This is a genomic window from Brachybacterium equifaecis (assembly GCF_023509525.1).
Taxonomy (GTDB): domain Bacteria; phylum Actinomycetota; class Actinomycetes; order Actinomycetales; family Dermabacteraceae; genus Brachybacterium; species Brachybacterium equifaecis.
The window spans coordinates 845,109-859,576 of the sequence record NZ_JAKNCJ010000001.1; the positions used below are offsets into that span (position 1 = coordinate 845,109).

Here is a 14,468-nt window from a genome sequence, read left to right on the forward strand (position 1 = left end):
CTACTGGGCAGGATCACCACGCCTCGATCCAGTCCCCGAACTCCTCGACCAGCACGCGCTGGCCGGACGCATAGGCGATCTCCTCCATGACGACGAGGATGTCTTCGCGCTCTTCCGTCTCGATCACCTCGCCCGCCTCGGCGTCGAGAACGGTGAGTCGAGCGACCAGGTCCTTCAGCGCGGACCGCACCGCAGGTCGGCGCGGCTTGGGGCCGAGGACGATGATCTGTGCGCAGGTCTCGTGGACGGCGTCGGTCGCGGCCTTCCGGAACGCAGCATCGGGGAACGGGGGCGATTCCGCCCAGCGAGCGAACGGGTCCTCGGTCAGGAGGGTCTGGAGGGTGAGGCCCTTCAGGCGCTGCTCGAAGCGCTGTCTCGCCGCCTTCCCGGCGGCATCACGGACCGCCTGCTCGCGCTCGCGCTCGGCGAGAAGGGCCTCGCGATCGTGCTCCCAGCGCCACTCCCGCTCGACATCACCACAGACGTAGTTCAAGGGGGCCCAGGTCGTGCCGGAGGTCGACTCCGTGCGGAGATACCACCAGGTCTCCTTGGTCTCCTCCTCCGTCAGCTCGCGGCTGCCGAGGAGGGTGAGCTGGGGAATCTCCTCCGGACGAAGATCGATCGCATCCCAGCCGAACACTACCCGGCTGTTCGCATTGCGTGGCCAGGTCGCGTGACGCAGGAGCGGCTGCTCGCGCACGTCCTCCCACGTCGGCGGGGCGTTCCACACTCCGCACAGCACCCCGACGACCACCGCCTTGCGCTCCCGCGGGCGGGCGAGCACGACCAGCGCGCCCCACCGCCCCGTCGGGTTCGGGGACTCGGCCGACGGCTTGCCAGTGGCGAAGGAGAGGATCGCGCCGGGATCAGCATCGACCGCGGACTCCCGGGAGCGGGGCATGACGGGGAGCGTACTGCCTCGCCCCATGCAGCGAGACCGACGTCCTGTTCCATCTTCTGGAACAGGACGTCGGTCTCGCTGTCGGCCAGAGCGGGCGGGTCGCACTCGACCGGCTCACCCTCGCCAACACGGGCGGAGAGGACGGGATTTGAACCCGTGGTGCAGGGTCACTGCACAGTGGTTTTCAAGACCACCGCATTCGGCCGCTCTGCCACCTCTCCAGCGCCCGATCGGGATCGGGCAGGGGCCAGCCTACCGGGGGCGCAGCTCAGGCGGTGGCATCCGCCGTCGTCACGGGCATCGCCGCCTCGTGATGGTGCAGTCTCCGCGCTCCGGCCTCCGCCGCAGCGTTCCGCGCCGCGCGGCCGCCGCCGGAGTGGCCATGACCGCCGGTGCGGTGATGGCCGAGGACCATCAGCACGAGGCCCAGCGCCACCCAGCCCGCGAGCACGAGCCACGGGTGCAGGGTGCTGGCCTCCGGGAAGTAGCTGAGGTCGCGCACGAGCGTGCCCGTCGCGCCCGGCACGAACCACTGGCCGATCTCGCCGAAGGGCCCCGGCAGGAACTCGCGCGGCGTCTGTGCAGCGGCGATGGGGTTGCCGATGAGCATCGTGATGATCGCGCCGATGCCGAGGCCGGGAGCCCCGAGCACGCTGTGCAGCCCCACGATCAGCCCGACCGTCGCCGCGAGGCTCAGCGAGATCGCGGCCCACAGCTGGAGGGTCGGCGCCGGAGCGAAACCGAACCAGGTGTCGAGCACGAGCACCATCACGAGCCCGCCCGCGGCGGCGTACACGAGCACGCCGACGACGCGGCGCCAGGTGCCGCGCAGGGCGTTGGCGAGCACCATGCCGCCCACGATCCCGCCCATGGTCAGAGGGAGGGATGCGACGGCGAGGCCCGCGCCCTGGGGATCCTCTTCATCGAGGGGGACGACGTCGGTGACCGTCGGCCCCTCGAGGGCCGAGTCGAGCTGGGCGAGCATCTGCTGCTGCATCTGCGCGGCCTGCTGCGGGTTCGCGGCAGCGGGGGCCTGCCCGGAGGCGGCGGCCTGCTGGGCCTGCGCGATGCCTGCGCGGGCGCCGCCGGTGACCATCGAATCGCCGATGCGGGTCAGCATGGTCGCGACGCTCGCGTTCGCGGCGCTCGCGGTCAGGACCTCGAGCTTCTCGCCGGCGGCGGCGGGGAGCACGTACGCGCCGTAGGCCTCGCGCTCCTTGATCGCCTGGATCGCGTCGTCGCGGGAGTCGACCCGGGTGAACTCGAAGGGCAGGTCGGCGCCCTGCTCCGCGGCGGCCGCGTCGGTCCTCTCGATGAACTGGTCGTCGGCCTCCTGCGAGGCGACGACCTGCACGGGGAGGTTCTTCGCCTCCGAGGTCGCGGTGGGCCAGAGGAACGCGAGCAGCACCAGGGTCACGATCCCCACGGCGACCAGGCCCATGATCACGGACTTGCCCCAGGGCGAGGGGGTCGGCTCGTCGAGGGCGACGGACCCCTCCGCACCGTTCGGGACTGCGGGGGCGCCGGGGGCAGGGGCGAGGTCAGCGCGATGCGTATGCGCGTCGGTCTCACCGAGCGACGGGGAGTCAGAGGTCATTGCCGTCTCCAGTCTGCGAGGGCCCGCACGATCGCGTGAGCCCAAAACGAATGAACGTTCTGAGTATGCGCACCCCGGTTCCTCCCACAAACAGAACGGACGTTCCCTATGATGGAGATCATGCCCCGCATCTCCGAGTCCCGCCGCGCTCAGCAGCGCGAGCGCATCGTCGGCGCCATGCGCGCGTGCATCATGCGCCAGGGCCTCACCGCCACGACCATGGCCGACGTCATCGCCGCCTCGGGCCTGTCGGCGGGGGCGATCTACGGGTACTTCGACTCGAAGGACGACATCCTCCTCGCGGTCGCCCAGGGCATCGCCGACGACCGCCGGGAGATCGTGGAGGGGCTCCTGGCGCAGGATCCCCTGCCGACCCCGGGCGAGATGATCTCCGCCCTGCTCACGACCCTCCCCCTCGGCGTCCCGCACAGCAGCCTGATCGTGCAGGTCTGGGGCGAGGCCGCCCACCGCCCGGAGATCCGCCGCGTGTTCACCGACATCCTCGGCTCCCTCCACGCGACGATGGCGCTCTACCTCGAGGCCTGGTTCGCGCAGGCGGGCCGCGCCGAGCCCGCCGCCGAGGCGCGCACCGCGGCGCGCGTCGTCGTCGCGCTGCTCCAAGGCTGGTTGGTGCAGTCCGCGCTGACGGGAACCGCCGACATCGAGGGCTTCGCCGCGGGGGTCGATGCGCTCATCGGCCTGGATGGGCCGACGGCGCCGCCGGCCGACGGCTGAGGACCCGCCGGACCGCCTTGTCGATCTCCACGACCGCGAACACCGCCGCGCCTGCCGCGAGCGGGATCAGCCAGCCGCTCCAGCCCACGCCCGCGCTGCCGAAGGCGACCTGGAGGAAGGGCACGTAGACGAACGCGAGCTGCAGCAGGAGCATCAGGCCGATCGCGCCCCAGGAGACGGGGTTCGTGGTCAGCAGGGCCGGTCGCAGGCTGGTGGTGCGGGAGAAGCGCGCGGCGAGCAGGTAGAAGATCTGCCCGACGACCAGCGTGTTCACGGCGGTCGTCTGGGCGACGGCGAGCGGGACTCCGGCCGACTGGCCCCACCAGAACACGCCGAGGGTGATCCCGCCGATCAGCAGGGACACGTAGATGATCCGCACCAGGCCCTCCGCGCCGATGATGCCCTCCTTGGGCGAGCGCGGCGGGCGGCGCATGATGTCGGGCTCCGCGGGCTCGAAGGCGAGCGCGAGCGAGAGGGTCACCGCCGTGATCGTGTTGACCCACAGCACCTGCACGGGGCTCATCGGCAGCGTCATCCCCAGCACCATGGCGACCAGGATGACCAGGCCCTGCGCGCCGTTGGTGGGCAGGATGAAGACGATGGCCTTGCGCAGGTTGTCGTAGATCGTGCGGCCCATCTCGACCGCGCTCTCGATGGTCGCGAAGTTGTCGTCGGCCAGCACCACGTCGGCCGCCTCCTTCGTGGCCTCGGTGCCCTTGATGCCCATGGCGACGCCGACGTCGGCGCGCTTGAGCGAGGGGGCGTCGTTGACGCCGTCGCCGGTCATCGAGACGACCTCGCCGGCATCCTGCAGCGCGGAGACGAGTCGCAGCTTGTGCTCGGGGCTGGTGCGGGCGAACACGTTGTGCGTGCGGGCGAGCTCGCCGAGCTCCGCGTCGCTCGCCTGCTCGAGCTCGGCGCCGGTGACGGCGCCCTGCTCGGTCTCGATGCCGATCTCGCGGCCGATCGCGGTCGCGGTGCCGGCGTGGTCGCCGGTGATCATGACGACGCGGATCCCGGCGTCGTGGCAGGCGCGGATCGCCGCGACCGCCTCCTCGCGGGGCGGGTCGATGATCCCGTAGAGCCCCAGCAGCACGAAGCCGCCGGCGTCGACGTCCTCGCGCGTCACGTCGCTGCGGCCCTCGCCCGCCCGACGGGTGGCGGCGGCGAGGACGCGCAGGCCCTGGGCGGAGAGCGCGTCGATCTCCTGCTCCCAGCGCGCGGCGTCCAGCGGCGCGGTCGCGCCGGGCCCGCTCCCCTGCCGGTCGCAGCGCTCGAGCAGGCGGTCGGGGGCGCCCTTGAGGTTCACGACGGGGCCGACGCCCTCGATCACGTCGAGAGTCGCCATGTACTTGACCTCGGAGTCGAAGGGCAGCACGGACTCGCGCTGCTCGTCGGCCGACTCCACGCCCGCCTTCAGCGCGAAGGTGCGCAGGGCGCCGTCGGTCGGCTCGCCGGCGAGGGCCCACTCCGTCTCGCCGTCCTCGCGCGTGCGCAGGGACACGGTCGAGTCGTTGGTGCGGGCGGCGACGGCGGCGAGCAGGCGGAGATCCTCGGCTTCGGCGGCGCTGACCGGGGAGCCGTCGCGCGCGATCGCGCCCTCCGGGGCGTAGCCGGTGCCGCTGACCTCGTAGGTCGCCTCGGGGGTGACGACCGTGCGCACGGTCATCTCGTTGCGGGTGAGGGTGCCGGTCTTGTCGGAGCAGATGACGGTCACGGAGCCGAGCGTCTCGACGGAGTTCATGCGGCGGGTGATCGAACGGCGCTTCGCCATCGCCTGCACGCCGAGGGCGAGAGTGATCGTGAGGACCGCGGGCAGGCCCTCGGGGATCGCGGCGACGGCGAAGCCGATGGTCGCCATCAGCAGCTCCACCCACCCGTAGTCGTGCACGAGGCCGACGCCCACCAGCAGCACCGCCGAGAGGATCACGACGGCGATCGCGAGCTTCTTCGAGAACGCGCCCATCTGCCGGGTCAGCGGCGTCTCCATCGACTCGACGTCCTCGAGCATCCGGGTGATGCGGCCGATCTCGGTGCCGCCGCCGGTCGCGGCGACGATGCCGCGGCCGCTGCCGGAGGCGACGACGGTGCCGGAGAAGGCCATGGAGGTGCGGTCCCCGATCCCGGCGTCCGGGTCCACGGGCTCGGGGCTCTTGCCGACGGCGAGGGATTCGCCGGTCAGCGCCGACTCCTCGATGGTGAGGTTCGAGGCGGCGGTCAGGCGCAGATCCGCGGGGACCTTGTCTCCCGCCGCCAGGCGCACGACGTCACCGGGCACGAGCTCCTCGGCCGGAATGCGGGTCCAGGTGCCCGCGCGGCGCACCTGCGCATCGAGCGACAGCATCCCGCGGATGCCCTCCAGGGCGTTCGCCGCGCGGCCCTCCTGGACGTAGCCGATGAGGGTGTTCGCCACGACGATCGCGGCGATCACGATCGCGTCGACGTACTCGCCGAGCACGAGCGTGAGGAGCGCGGCGCCGAGGAGCACGAAGATCATCGGGTCGTTCAGCTGGCGCAGCAGGCGCGCCAGTCGCGACTCCTGCTCACCCTCGGGCAGGGCGTTCGGCCCGTGCTGGTCGAGGCGGCGCTGCGCCTCCTGCGCGCCGAGGCCCTCCGGCCGCGCATCGAGGTGCCCGGCGACATCCTCGATCCTGGCCGCGTGCGGGGCGGGGAGGAGCGTCTCCGCGGTCGGAGCGGACATGGCGGGGGCGGCTGGAGGTGTCATCTCTTCGAACCTCGCCGCGGAGCCTGAGCTCTCCCTGGGACTCGTCTGGGCTTTGCGCGAGGATCGGGGTCCTGGCCTCCCAGACTGCCGGTCCCGGGGCGGCCGACGGGACGTTCGTCCTGGTCGCAGGCCCGAAATGCTCAGTTCGCGAGGGTCACGATCCGGTCCGCCCGCGCTCGCCGCAGGGCGATCGCGCGCGCGTTCGCCTCGTCGGATCCGAGGGCGTGCGCGCGCGCCTGCTCCGGGGTGCGGCCGAAGCGCTCATGGCGGGCGATGAGACGCCGCTGGCGCTCCTCCTGCTCGAGCTCGAGGAACCAGACCGCATCCAGCGCCGCGCGGGCACGAGGCCAGCGGCCGCCGGCCGCCAGCAGGTAGTTCCCCTCGGTCACCAGCAGCGGCACCTCGGGCCGGATCGGAAGGGCCGAGCCCACGGGCTCCTCGATCTCCCGGTCGAAGCGCGGCGCGAAGACGACCTCTCCCGGATCCCGCGCGCGCAGGCGCTCCAGGAGCGCCGCGAAACCGGCGTCGTCGAACGTGTCGATCGCGCCCTTGCGCGCGCTCGACCCGTGCGCCGCGAGGACGCTGCCGGCCAGGTGGAATCCGTCCATCGGCACGAGGGCCGCGAGATCCGGGCCGAGGGCGTCGACGATGGCGGCGGCGAGCGTGGACTTGCCGGCGCCCGGTGCGCCGGTGATGCCGAGGATCGTGCGGGCGCCGGTCTCAGCGGCGCGCTCGGCGAGGGCGCGGGCCTCGGCGATGAGAGCGGGCAGCATCATCGACTCGGGGGTCACCATGCGCGCTCCTCCTGCCACGGCTCGATCCACGCGCGCGTGCCCTCGAATCCGCAGCTGAACGTGGCCACGCGAGCGGCCCGCTCCCCCGCCTCCTGCGCGCTGCTGCCCTGCGCGCGGGCCAGGCAGTAGGCGCCGTGGAAGATGTCGCCCGCGCCGTTGGTATCCACCACGCGCGCCATCGCGGGCGGGTCGATGGTGAAGGGGCGGCCGTCGTCGAGCCCGCGGATCGCTCCCGCGCCCTGCGTCTGCAGCACCGCGCCGGCCCCGAAGGCGGCGATCGCCTCCAGGGCGTCGCGCGACGGCGCTCCGATCGTCGGCCCGTCGGCGGGCCTCTCGAGCGGATCCGCTTCCCGGGGCACGATGAAGTCCGCCGAGCAGACCACGTCATCGGCGGCGAGCAGGAGGCGGCTGAACGCCTTGCGCCAGCGCCCGGCATCGAGCACCACCCGCGCGCTGCCGAGAGCGGCGATGCGGTTGCCCGCCTCGAGGGCGACCTGGCCGCCGTGGCCGTCGAGCAGCGCGACGTCGCAGCGCTGGGCCGCCCAGTCCAGCGCATCCCAGGTCTCGTCCTCGAGGCGCAGCGGGAACCCGGCGCCGTCGGCCGAGACCACGTCGCGGGAGCCGTCGGCCGTGCAGACGGTGATCGCGGAGACGGGCGGGGTGAAGTCGAGGTCCGCGAGATCCACGAGGGCGACGCCGTGCTCCGCGAGGTCCTCCCGGATCGCCATCGACAGCGCGGTGCGGCCGACGGGGGCGAACAGCGTCGCCGATCCCCCGAGCGCCGCGAAGGCGACGGCCGCGTTCAGCGCCGGCCCGCCGCCCCGCAGGCTCTGCGAGATAGCGGTGACCTTGGTGTTCGGGGCCGGGCGCTCCTCGACCGCGCTCGTCAGGTCGGCGGTCGCGAGGCCGAGGAAGAGTCCGCGCGGGCGGCGGGGCGGCGAGGGCGGGCTGGCGGCATTCGGCATGCTCCGAACCTAGCGCCCTAGCGTGGTCGCATGCGCGCCATCGAGATCCACGACCGCACCCTCCGCCTCGCAGACGTCCCCGAGCCCGTGCCGAGGCCCGGCGAGGTCCTCGTCGACGTCGTCGCCGCCGGGGTGAACCGGGCCGACGTCGCCCAGGCCGCCGGGAAGTACCCGCCGCCGCCGGGGGCCTCCCCGCTGCCCGGCCTCGAGGTCTCCGGGCGCCGACGCGACACCGGGGAGGAGGTCGTGGCGCTGCTGACCGGCGGCGGGTACGCCCAGACCGTCGCCGTTCCCGAGGAGCAGATCCTCGCCGCCCCCGAGGGCATCGACCTGCGGGACGCCGCGGGGCTCGTGGAGGTCGCGGCGACCGTGGTCTCGAACCTCGTGATCGAGGGCGGCCTCACCGGCAGCGGCCGGCGCCTCTCTCCCTGGCCCGCCTCGCGCTCCGCGGAGCCGCAGCGGGTGCTGATCCACGGGGGCACCGGCGGCATCGGCTCCTTCGCGATCCAGCTCGCCCGTGCGCTCGGGGCGCACGTGATGACGACCGTCGGATCCGACGAGGCCGTCCGCGCCGCGCGGGAGCTCGGGGCCGACGAGGCCTGGAACCGGCGCACGACCGACGTCGCGGCGGCTGTCGGCGATGGGAGCGCGGACGGCACGGGGGCGGACATCATCCTGGACGTCGTCGGCGGATCGGCCCTCGAGGAGAACGTGGCGATGCTGCGCGAGCACGGGCGCCTGGTCATCATCGGCACCCTCGGCGGTGCGAGGGGGACGCTCGACGTCGGCGCGCTGATGAGCAAGCGCGCCCGCGTGGTCGGCACGACTCTGCGCTTGCGCGCCGTGGCCGACAAGGGCCGGATCCTGCAGGTCACGCAGGATCTCGTGTGGCCGATGATCGCGAGCGGCGCGATCCGCGTGCCGGTCCAGGCGCGCTTCCCGCTCGCCGAGGCCTCCGCCGCCCACCGCGTGCTCACCGACGGCGGGCACCTCGGGAAGGTGATCCTTGAGGTGGAGTGAGAGGTCAGCCCGCCAGCACCCGCAGCACCTCGGCGGTGCCGTCGTTCCAGATGTCGAGGGTCTGCAGGTCAGCGGCGTCCTTGACGCCGTCGAGCGCCTGGCCCATGGCGATCCCGGTGCCGGCCCAGCGCAGCATCTCGACGTCGTTGAAGCCGTCGCCCACGGCGATCGTCGCCTCGGGCGCGATCTCCAGGCGCTCGCGGACCATCTCCAGGGCGCTCGCCTTGGAGATCCCGGGAGCGGCGATGTCGAGCCAGGCCGTCCAGCCGATCGCGTACTGCACGCCGTTCACGCCGGAGTCCTTGATCAGCGCGCGGAACTCCTCGGCCGACAGGTCCGGGACATGCACGACCACGCGCACGGCCTCCATCACGACCAGCGCGTCGAGGTCGGTGGCGATCGTCTCCACGCCGAAGCTCTGGTCCTGGAAGCCGGGGGTCGCGTAGACCTCGCCGCTGGCGACCTCTACCGCGTAATGGGCGTGCGGGGCGACGCGGCGCAGCGCCTCGAGCGCCTCCTGCGGGTGGAAGGTGCGGGTGTCGATGACCCGCCAGCCCCCGTCGGCAGCGGGATCGAGCTCCACGGTGACCGCGCCGTTCGAGCACACCGCGAAGCCGCGCTCGATCCCCGCGGCGCGCACGATCGGCAGCGTCGCGCCGAGGGAGCGGCCTGTCGCGATCACGACGTGCTGCTGGGTCGCGGCCTGCTGCAGCGCCCGGTGCATGCCCGGGGACATCCGCCCGTCGTGGTCCACGAGCGTGCCGTCCACGTCCAGTCCGAACAGGACCTCGCGCCCCAGCAGGGGCGCCAGGCGCTCCTGCAGCGCCGACAGGATCGCGTCATGCTCGCCGACGGGGGTCGGGAACGCGTCGGCCGGGAAGGACGGGGACATGCTCTTGGAGGTGATGCTCATGCCTCCCAGCATCCCAGGTGCCCCTGAAGCCGCGGTGAACCGCAGGCGACCCCGGAGGGTCGCGCGGCGCAGGAGCGACGCGCAGCGCTGGGGCCGCTGACGCCGCGCGACCTCAGGCGATCGGCTCGAAGACCTCGCGGCCGCCGAGGAACGGGCGCAGGCCCTCGGGCACGACCACGGAGCCGTCGCTCTGCTGGTGGTTCTCGAGGATCGCGGCGATGAAGCGGGTCGTGCCGAGCGTGCCGTTGAGCGTGGCGACCGGGCGCAGGCCGTCCTCCGTGCGCTCGCGGATGTTCAGCCGGCGCGCCTGGAACTGCGTGCAGTTCGAGGTGGAGGTGAGCTCGCGGTACGTGTTCTGGCTCGGCATCCAGGCCTCGCAGTCGAACTTGCGGGCTGCGCTGGTGCCGAGGTCGCCCGCGGCGGTGTCGATGATGCGGTAGGGGACGTCGATCCGCGCCAGCATCTCGCGCTCCCAGCCCAGCAGGCGCTCGTGCTCCTCGTAGGAGTCCTCGATGCGGCAGCAGCTGAACATCTCGACCTTCTGGAACTGGTGCACGCGGATGATGCCCCGCGTGTCCTTGCCGTAGCTGCCGGCCTCGCGCCGGTAGCAGGTCGACCAGCCGGCGTAGCGCAGGGGGCCGTCCGAGAGGTCGAGCACCTCGTCCTTGTGGTAGCCGGCCAGCGGCACCTCGCTCGTGCCGACGAGGTAGAGGTCGTCGTCCTTGTCGAGGTGGTAGACCTCGTCGGCGTGCTCGCCGAGGAAGCCGGTGCCCTCCATCGTCTCGGGGAGCACGAGGGTGGGGGTGATCATCGGGGTGAAGCCGGCGCTCGTGGCCAGCTCCATCGCCGAGTTCAGGATCGCGAGCTCGAGCTGCGCGCCGACGCCGCGCAGGAAGTAGAAGCGAGCGCCCGAGACCTTCGCGCCGCGCGCCATGTCGATCGCGCGCAGACCCTCGGCGATCTCCAGGTGGTCCTTCACGGGGAAGTCGAACGTCGGGTTCTCGCCGATCGTCTCGCGCACCTCGAAGTCCTCCTCGAGGCCCTCGGGGGCGCCCTCGGCGATGTTCGGGATGCGGCGCAGGGCGGCGTCGCGCTGAGCGATGAGCTCGGAGGTCTGCGCCTCGAGCTCCTTCACGCGCGCGGCGAGCTCCTTGGCGCGGGCCAGCACGGCCTGCTTCTCCTCGCCCTTGGCCTGGGCGACCTGCTTGCCGAGGGCCTTCTGCTCCGCGCGCGCCGACTCCGACGCCCCGGTCGCCTCGCGCCAGGCGACGTCGGACTCCAGCACGGCGTCCACCGTCGCAGGGTCGCGCCGACGGGCCTTCTGGGCCTCGCGGACGACGTCGGGGTTCTCGCGCAGCAGTCGCAGATCGATCATGGGGCCAGGATACCGGGGGCGGGGGACGCACGAGGGCGGGCGCCCGGGCGGGCCGACGGCTGTGCGGAGCCGGGCCGGCGGCCGCGCGAGGGGGGCCGAGCACACCCGATAGGCTTCGGCCATGAGCACGGAACACATTCTCGCCATCGTCTCGATCGCCCTCAGCGCCATCGTGGTGATCCTGCTGATCGCGGTGCTCATGCTGCTGCGCGCCCACCGCCGCGACATCTCCCGACTGGCCGCGCAGCAGAGCGAGGCCGCGCGCGCGGCGAGCGTGGAGCGGCGCGAGATGGTCGCCGCGGGCCAGGGCGGGCAGCTCCTCGCCGGGCACCGGCAGCACGGGATCGCGCAGGCCGCAGGCGGGGCAGCCCTCGACGTGCCGCCGGTCGCCTTCGCGCGCATCGCCGTGGTGATGAACCCCTCCAAGCACGACGATCCCGAGCAGTTCCGCGAGCGCGCACGCCGCGCCGCCGAGCGCATCGACGCGCGCCTGGATCTGCACTTCTACGACACCACTGTGGAGGACCCCGGCTACGGCCAGGCGCTCGAGGCCATCGAGGACGGCTCCGACCTCGTCATCGCCGCCGGCGGAGACGGCACGGTGCGCATGGTCGCCTCCGCGCTCGCGCACGCCGAGGCGCGCATGGGCATCATCCCCGCGGGCACCGGCAATCTCCTCGCCCGGAACCTCGAGATCCCGCTGGACAACGTCGAGAAGGCGCTGCGCACCGCGGTCGAGGGTGTCGACAAGCCCATCGACGTCGGCTGGATGCGCACCGGCCTCACCGCGCGCGACCTCGAGGTCAGCGACCCGCAGATCTTCCTCGTGATCGCGGGCGTCGGGGCCGACGCCGAAGTGATCGGCGCGACCGACTCCGGGATGAAGAAGCGGATCGGCTGGATCGCCTACGTGCTCGCGGGCCTCAACAAGATCGCCGGGCACGCGTTCCAGGCGCGGCTCACGCTCCCGGGGCAGGCGCCGAAGACCGTCGCCGCGCGCACCGTGCTCATCGGGAACGTCGGCAAGCTCCCCGCCGGCATCGTGCTCATGCCCGACGCCGCGATCGACAACGCGCAGCTCGAGCTGATGGTGCTGTCCTGGCGCGGTCCCGCAGGCCTCGGCCAGATCCTCACCAAGATCGTGAACCCGCGGGCCCGCACCCACCCGAAGCTCTCCACCATGGAGCGCGGTCTCACCACCGCCGTCGAGGTGATCACCTCGAAGCCCCAGCCCATCCAGCTCGACGGCGACACCGCCGAGAAGGCCACGCACATCCGCGCCGAGGTCGACCCCGGCGCGATCACGATGCGCGTCGGGGCGCAGCGCGCGGAGAAGCAGAAGTAGCCTCCGCGCCGAAGACTCCCGCGGGAGGCTCAGCGCGGCGGCCTCAGGACTGCGACGTCAGGACTGCGGCCTCAGGACTGCGGGGCGATCATCCGGCTGAGGCTCTGGACCCACTCGTTCCCGGCGTCGTAGGCGCCGTCGGCCATGACGGGATCGATCTGCGTGCGCTGCCCGTCGGCCCGCGGGTAGGAGCCGAGGTACGTGACCGCGCAGGAGCGGTGCAGTCCGCGCAGGGCCGACGCCACCCGTCGGTCCTCGAGATGCCCCTCGATGTCGATCGAGAAGGAGTAGCGGCCGAGCGCGTCTCCGAGCGGGCGGGATTCGATGCGCGAGAGGTTCACGCCGTTGACCTTGAAGGTCTCCAGCATCTCCAGCAGGGATCCGGGACGGTCGGCCGGGAGCTGGACCACGAGAGTGGTCTTGTCGGCCCCCGTGCGCGCGGGGATGCGGTCGTTGCGGGTGACCAGCACGAAGCGGGTCTGCGCGCCGACGTTGTCCTCGATGCCGCGCGCGAGCACTGCGAGGCCGAAGTGCTCTGCGGCCAGCGGCGAGCAGATCGCCGCGCGGCCCCGGGCCTCCTCCGGCTCGGCCTCGGCGAGCGCCTGAGCCGCCCCTGCCGTGGAGGAGGCCGGAAGGATCGCGGCCGACGGGAGGTTCTCCCGCAGCCACCGCTGCACCTGGGCCTGCGCGTGGGTGTGCGAGGCGACCTCGCGGATCGCGCTGAGGGCGCTGGGCTCCTTCGCGGCGAGGACGAAGGTGATGGGCACGATCTGCTCGGCGACGATCGTGATGCGCTTGTGCGCGGCCAGGACGTCGAGCGTGCCGGAGACGCCGCCCTCGACCGAGTTCTCGATCGGCGCCATGATCGCGTCGATCTCACCGTCGACCAGGGCATTCGTGGCGGTGGCGACCGAGGTGAAGGGGACGAGCTCGGCCTCGGCGGAGCGCTCGGCGGGAAGCTCCACCAGGGCCTGCAGCAGGGCCTGGTGGGTGAACGTGGTCTCGGGGCCGAGGAATCCGTAGCGCATGAGGGTCAGGGTATCGGCGGGGAGGGTGCGGGCGGGGAGCGGATCAGCGCAAGGGCAGGTGCGCGAAGGCGAGGCGCATTGGGGAGGCACGATGGCGAGGCGCGTTATCCACATACGGGCATATCTCTGTTCAGGCGACCGCCAGCGCATTACTGTGCGAGCAGACGAACCCCCGGAGGCACCGATGCAGCTGCACCGCCGATTTCTCGCACTCGCCGCGACCGCGACCCTCCTCGCGGGCGCTTCCGCGTGCGGCGATGGCGAGAAGGCCGAGCCTGCGCCCAGCGCGGCGGCCACCACGACTGCGCCCGCGACGAGCGAGCCCGCGCCCTCCACCACAGCGCCGCCCGCGCGCCCGGATGTGCCCGCGCCTGATCCGGCCGACTTCCCCGGCAAGGACGAGCGGACCGAGGAGGGGGCGCAGCAGGCGTTCCGGTATTTCTGGGCGGTAAACATCTGGTCTCTGGAGACTGGGGACGACTCCCTCTATGAGCCACTCTTCGGGCCTGAGTGCAAGCCGTGCAAGGACAGCCTTGAGCAAATTCGGGAAGTAGACGCTGACGGCCGATATTGGTCCAAGACCGAGCTCCTCGACGACGGAACTTTTGCCCAAGAGACCAGTCTGCATGAACTTGAAATCGGCTACCGTTTCACGATTGCCGCGCACACCGAACGCATCCCCGGCGGCGAGCCGCAACACTTTGAAGACGTGAAAGTAGTCTCGGTGGGTGGAATGAGCTGGCAGCCGGGCGGCTGGCGCGTCGATGCTTACACGATCCAACCCGCAGAAGACGTCCAGCCGTGATCACGATTCTCCCGAGGAAGTCCGCGTCGACACTCATACTCGTCCTCGTCGCGAGCGCGTGGACCCTCCTCACCCCTTCCGCTCTCGCTGAAATAGCGTTCACGAATGACGACCATTCTGACGCGGTGGAAATTTCCGGGGCTACTGCGAATGCCATTCTTGACACCGCTCTCGAAATGAGTCCCCGCCAGGGTGGTTCTCATCGAGCGTCACCGATCTTCGATAGGTGGAAGAACGTCAATAAGCCGCAGAGACAAGGATGCGC

12 protein-coding genes and 1 tRNA gene are annotated in these 14,468 nt (G+C 72.1%); 4 read left to right on the plus strand and 9 right to left on the minus strand.

The features are described from left to right. Window positions 1-13 precede the first annotated feature (13 nt). The 3 genes from Bequi_RS03895 to Bequi_RS03905 all read right to left on the minus strand — a co-directional run bounded on the left by Bequi_RS03895 (window position 14) and on the right by Bequi_RS03905 (window position 2,498). Window positions 14-901, minus strand: a complete 888-nt coding sequence (locus Bequi_RS03895; protein ID WP_249736631.1) for a hypothetical protein — start codon at window positions 899-901, stop codon at window positions 14-16. A gap of 133 nt (window positions 902-1,034) precedes the next feature. Then, window positions 1,035-1,122: transfer RNA gene (locus Bequi_RS03900), tRNA-Ser, on the minus strand. 47 nt (window positions 1,123-1,169) lie between these two features. Continuing rightward, the gene (locus Bequi_RS03905) at window positions 1,170-2,498 is read right to left on the minus strand and encodes an ABC transporter permease (protein ID WP_249736632.1); all 1,329 of its coding nucleotides are present in this window, start codon (window positions 2,496-2,498) and stop codon (window positions 1,170-1,172) included. A 120-nt stretch (window positions 2,499-2,618) separates the two neighbouring features. Between Bequi_RS03905 and Bequi_RS03910 the strand changes: the two genes are divergently transcribed. Next, a complete protein-coding gene (locus Bequi_RS03910) occupies window positions 2,619-3,233 on the plus strand; it encodes a TetR/AcrR family transcriptional regulator (RefSeq protein WP_249736633.1) in 615 nt (204 codons plus the stop codon). Here Bequi_RS03910 and Bequi_RS03915 read toward each other — a convergent pair. From Bequi_RS03915 to Bequi_RS03925, 3 genes are all read right to left on the minus strand, one after another. Beyond that, the gene (locus Bequi_RS03915; RefSeq protein ID WP_249736634.1) at window positions 3,190-5,958 is read right to left on the minus strand and encodes an HAD-IC family P-type ATPase; all 2,769 of its coding nucleotides are present in this window, start codon (window positions 5,956-5,958) and stop codon (window positions 3,190-3,192) included. The two genes, Bequi_RS03910 and Bequi_RS03915, sit on opposite strands and share 44 nt — an antisense overlap. A 140-nt stretch (window positions 5,959-6,098) precedes the next feature. Next, a complete protein-coding gene (locus Bequi_RS03920) occupies window positions 6,099-6,752 on the minus strand; it encodes a nucleoside/nucleotide kinase family protein (protein WP_249736635.1) in 654 nt (217 codons plus the stop codon). After that, window positions 6,746-7,717, minus strand: a complete 972-nt coding sequence (locus Bequi_RS03925) for a PfkB family carbohydrate kinase (protein WP_249736636.1) — start codon at window positions 7,715-7,717, stop codon at window positions 6,746-6,748. The genes Bequi_RS03920 and Bequi_RS03925 overlap by 7 nt, the downstream gene beginning before the upstream one ends. Before the next feature lie 30 nt (window positions 7,718-7,747). Between Bequi_RS03925 and Bequi_RS03930 the strand changes: the two genes are divergently transcribed. Further along, window positions 7,748-8,737, plus strand: a complete 990-nt coding sequence (locus tag Bequi_RS03930) for an NAD(P)H-quinone oxidoreductase (RefSeq protein ID WP_249736637.1) — start codon at window positions 7,748-7,750, stop codon at window positions 8,735-8,737. Window positions 8,738-8,741: 4 nt separating this feature from the next. Here the strand turns inward: Bequi_RS03930 and Bequi_RS03935 are convergent, their stop codons facing one another. Together Bequi_RS03935 and serS are read right to left on the minus strand one after the other, a co-directional pair. After that, entirely contained in the window at window positions 8,742-9,650 is a 909-nt protein-coding gene (locus Bequi_RS03935; RefSeq protein ID WP_249736638.1) for an HAD family hydrolase, read from the minus strand. A 112-nt stretch (window positions 9,651-9,762) separates the two neighbouring features. After that, the gene (gene serS, locus Bequi_RS03940) at window positions 9,763-11,025 is read right to left on the minus strand and encodes a serine--tRNA ligase (RefSeq protein ID WP_249736639.1); all 1,263 of its coding nucleotides are present in this window, start codon (window positions 11,023-11,025) and stop codon (window positions 9,763-9,765) included. 121 nt (window positions 11,026-11,146) lie between these two features. Here serS and Bequi_RS03945 point away from each other — a divergent pair, with 121 nt between their 5' ends. Further along, window positions 11,147-12,370: a diacylglycerol/lipid kinase family protein gene (locus Bequi_RS03945; protein WP_249736640.1), complete on the plus strand. Its 1,224-nt coding sequence runs from the start codon at window positions 11,147-11,149 to the stop codon at window positions 12,368-12,370. Window positions 12,371-12,441: 71 nt separating this feature from the next. On the opposite strand, the gene pheA is transcribed toward Bequi_RS03945, so the two are convergent. Further along, complete coding sequence (pheA, locus tag Bequi_RS03950; protein WP_249736641.1) at window positions 12,442-13,398, minus strand: prephenate dehydratase; 957 nt, start codon at window positions 13,396-13,398, stop codon at window positions 12,442-12,444. Between the two features lie 184 nt (window positions 13,399-13,582). Here pheA and Bequi_RS03955 point away from each other — a divergent pair, with 184 nt between their 5' ends. Further along, a complete protein-coding gene (locus tag Bequi_RS03955; protein ID WP_249736642.1) occupies window positions 13,583-14,203 on the plus strand; it encodes a DUF6318 family protein in 621 nt (206 codons plus the stop codon). The last annotated feature ends 265 nt before the right edge of the window (window positions 14,204-14,468 follow it).

Bases quoted from the DNA above. Each gene is read 5' to 3' on its own strand.
- Bequi_RS03895 (WP_249736631.1), bottom strand. From the start codon at position 901: ATGCCCCGCTCCCGGGAGTCCGCGGTCGATGCTGATCCCGGCGCGATC.
- Bequi_RS03905 (WP_249736632.1), bottom strand. From the start codon at position 2,498: ATGACCTCTGACTCCCCGTCGCTCGGTGAGACCGACGCGCATACGCAT.
- Bequi_RS03910 (WP_249736633.1), top strand. From the start codon at position 2,619: ATGCCCCGCATCTCCGAGTCCCGCCGCGCTCAGCAGCGCGAGCGCATC.
- Bequi_RS03915 (WP_249736634.1), bottom strand. From the start codon at position 5,958: ATGACACCTCCAGCCGCCCCCGCCATGTCCGCTCCGACCGCGGAGACG.
- Bequi_RS03920 (WP_249736635.1), bottom strand. From the start codon at position 6,752: ATGGTGACCCCCGAGTCGATGATGCTGCCCGCTCTCATCGCCGAGGCC.
- Bequi_RS03925 (WP_249736636.1), bottom strand. From the start codon at position 7,717: ATGCCGAATGCCGCCAGCCCGCCCTCGCCGCCCCGCCGCCCGCGCGGA.
- Bequi_RS03930 (WP_249736637.1), top strand. From the start codon at position 7,748: ATGCGCGCCATCGAGATCCACGACCGCACCCTCCGCCTCGCAGACGTC.
- Bequi_RS03935 (WP_249736638.1), bottom strand. From the start codon at position 9,650: ATGAGCATCACCTCCAAGAGCATGTCCCCGTCCTTCCCGGCCGACGCG.
- serS (WP_249736639.1), bottom strand. From the start codon at position 11,025: ATGATCGATCTGCGACTGCTGCGCGAGAACCCCGACGTCGTCCGCGAG.
- Bequi_RS03945 (WP_249736640.1), top strand. From the start codon at position 11,147: ATGAGCACGGAACACATTCTCGCCATCGTCTCGATCGCCCTCAGCGCC.
- pheA (WP_249736641.1), bottom strand. From the start codon at position 13,398: ATGCGCTACGGATTCCTCGGCCCCGAGACCACGTTCACCCACCAGGCC.
- Bequi_RS03955 (WP_249736642.1), top strand. From the start codon at position 13,583: ATGCAGCTGCACCGCCGATTTCTCGCACTCGCCGCGACCGCGACCCTC.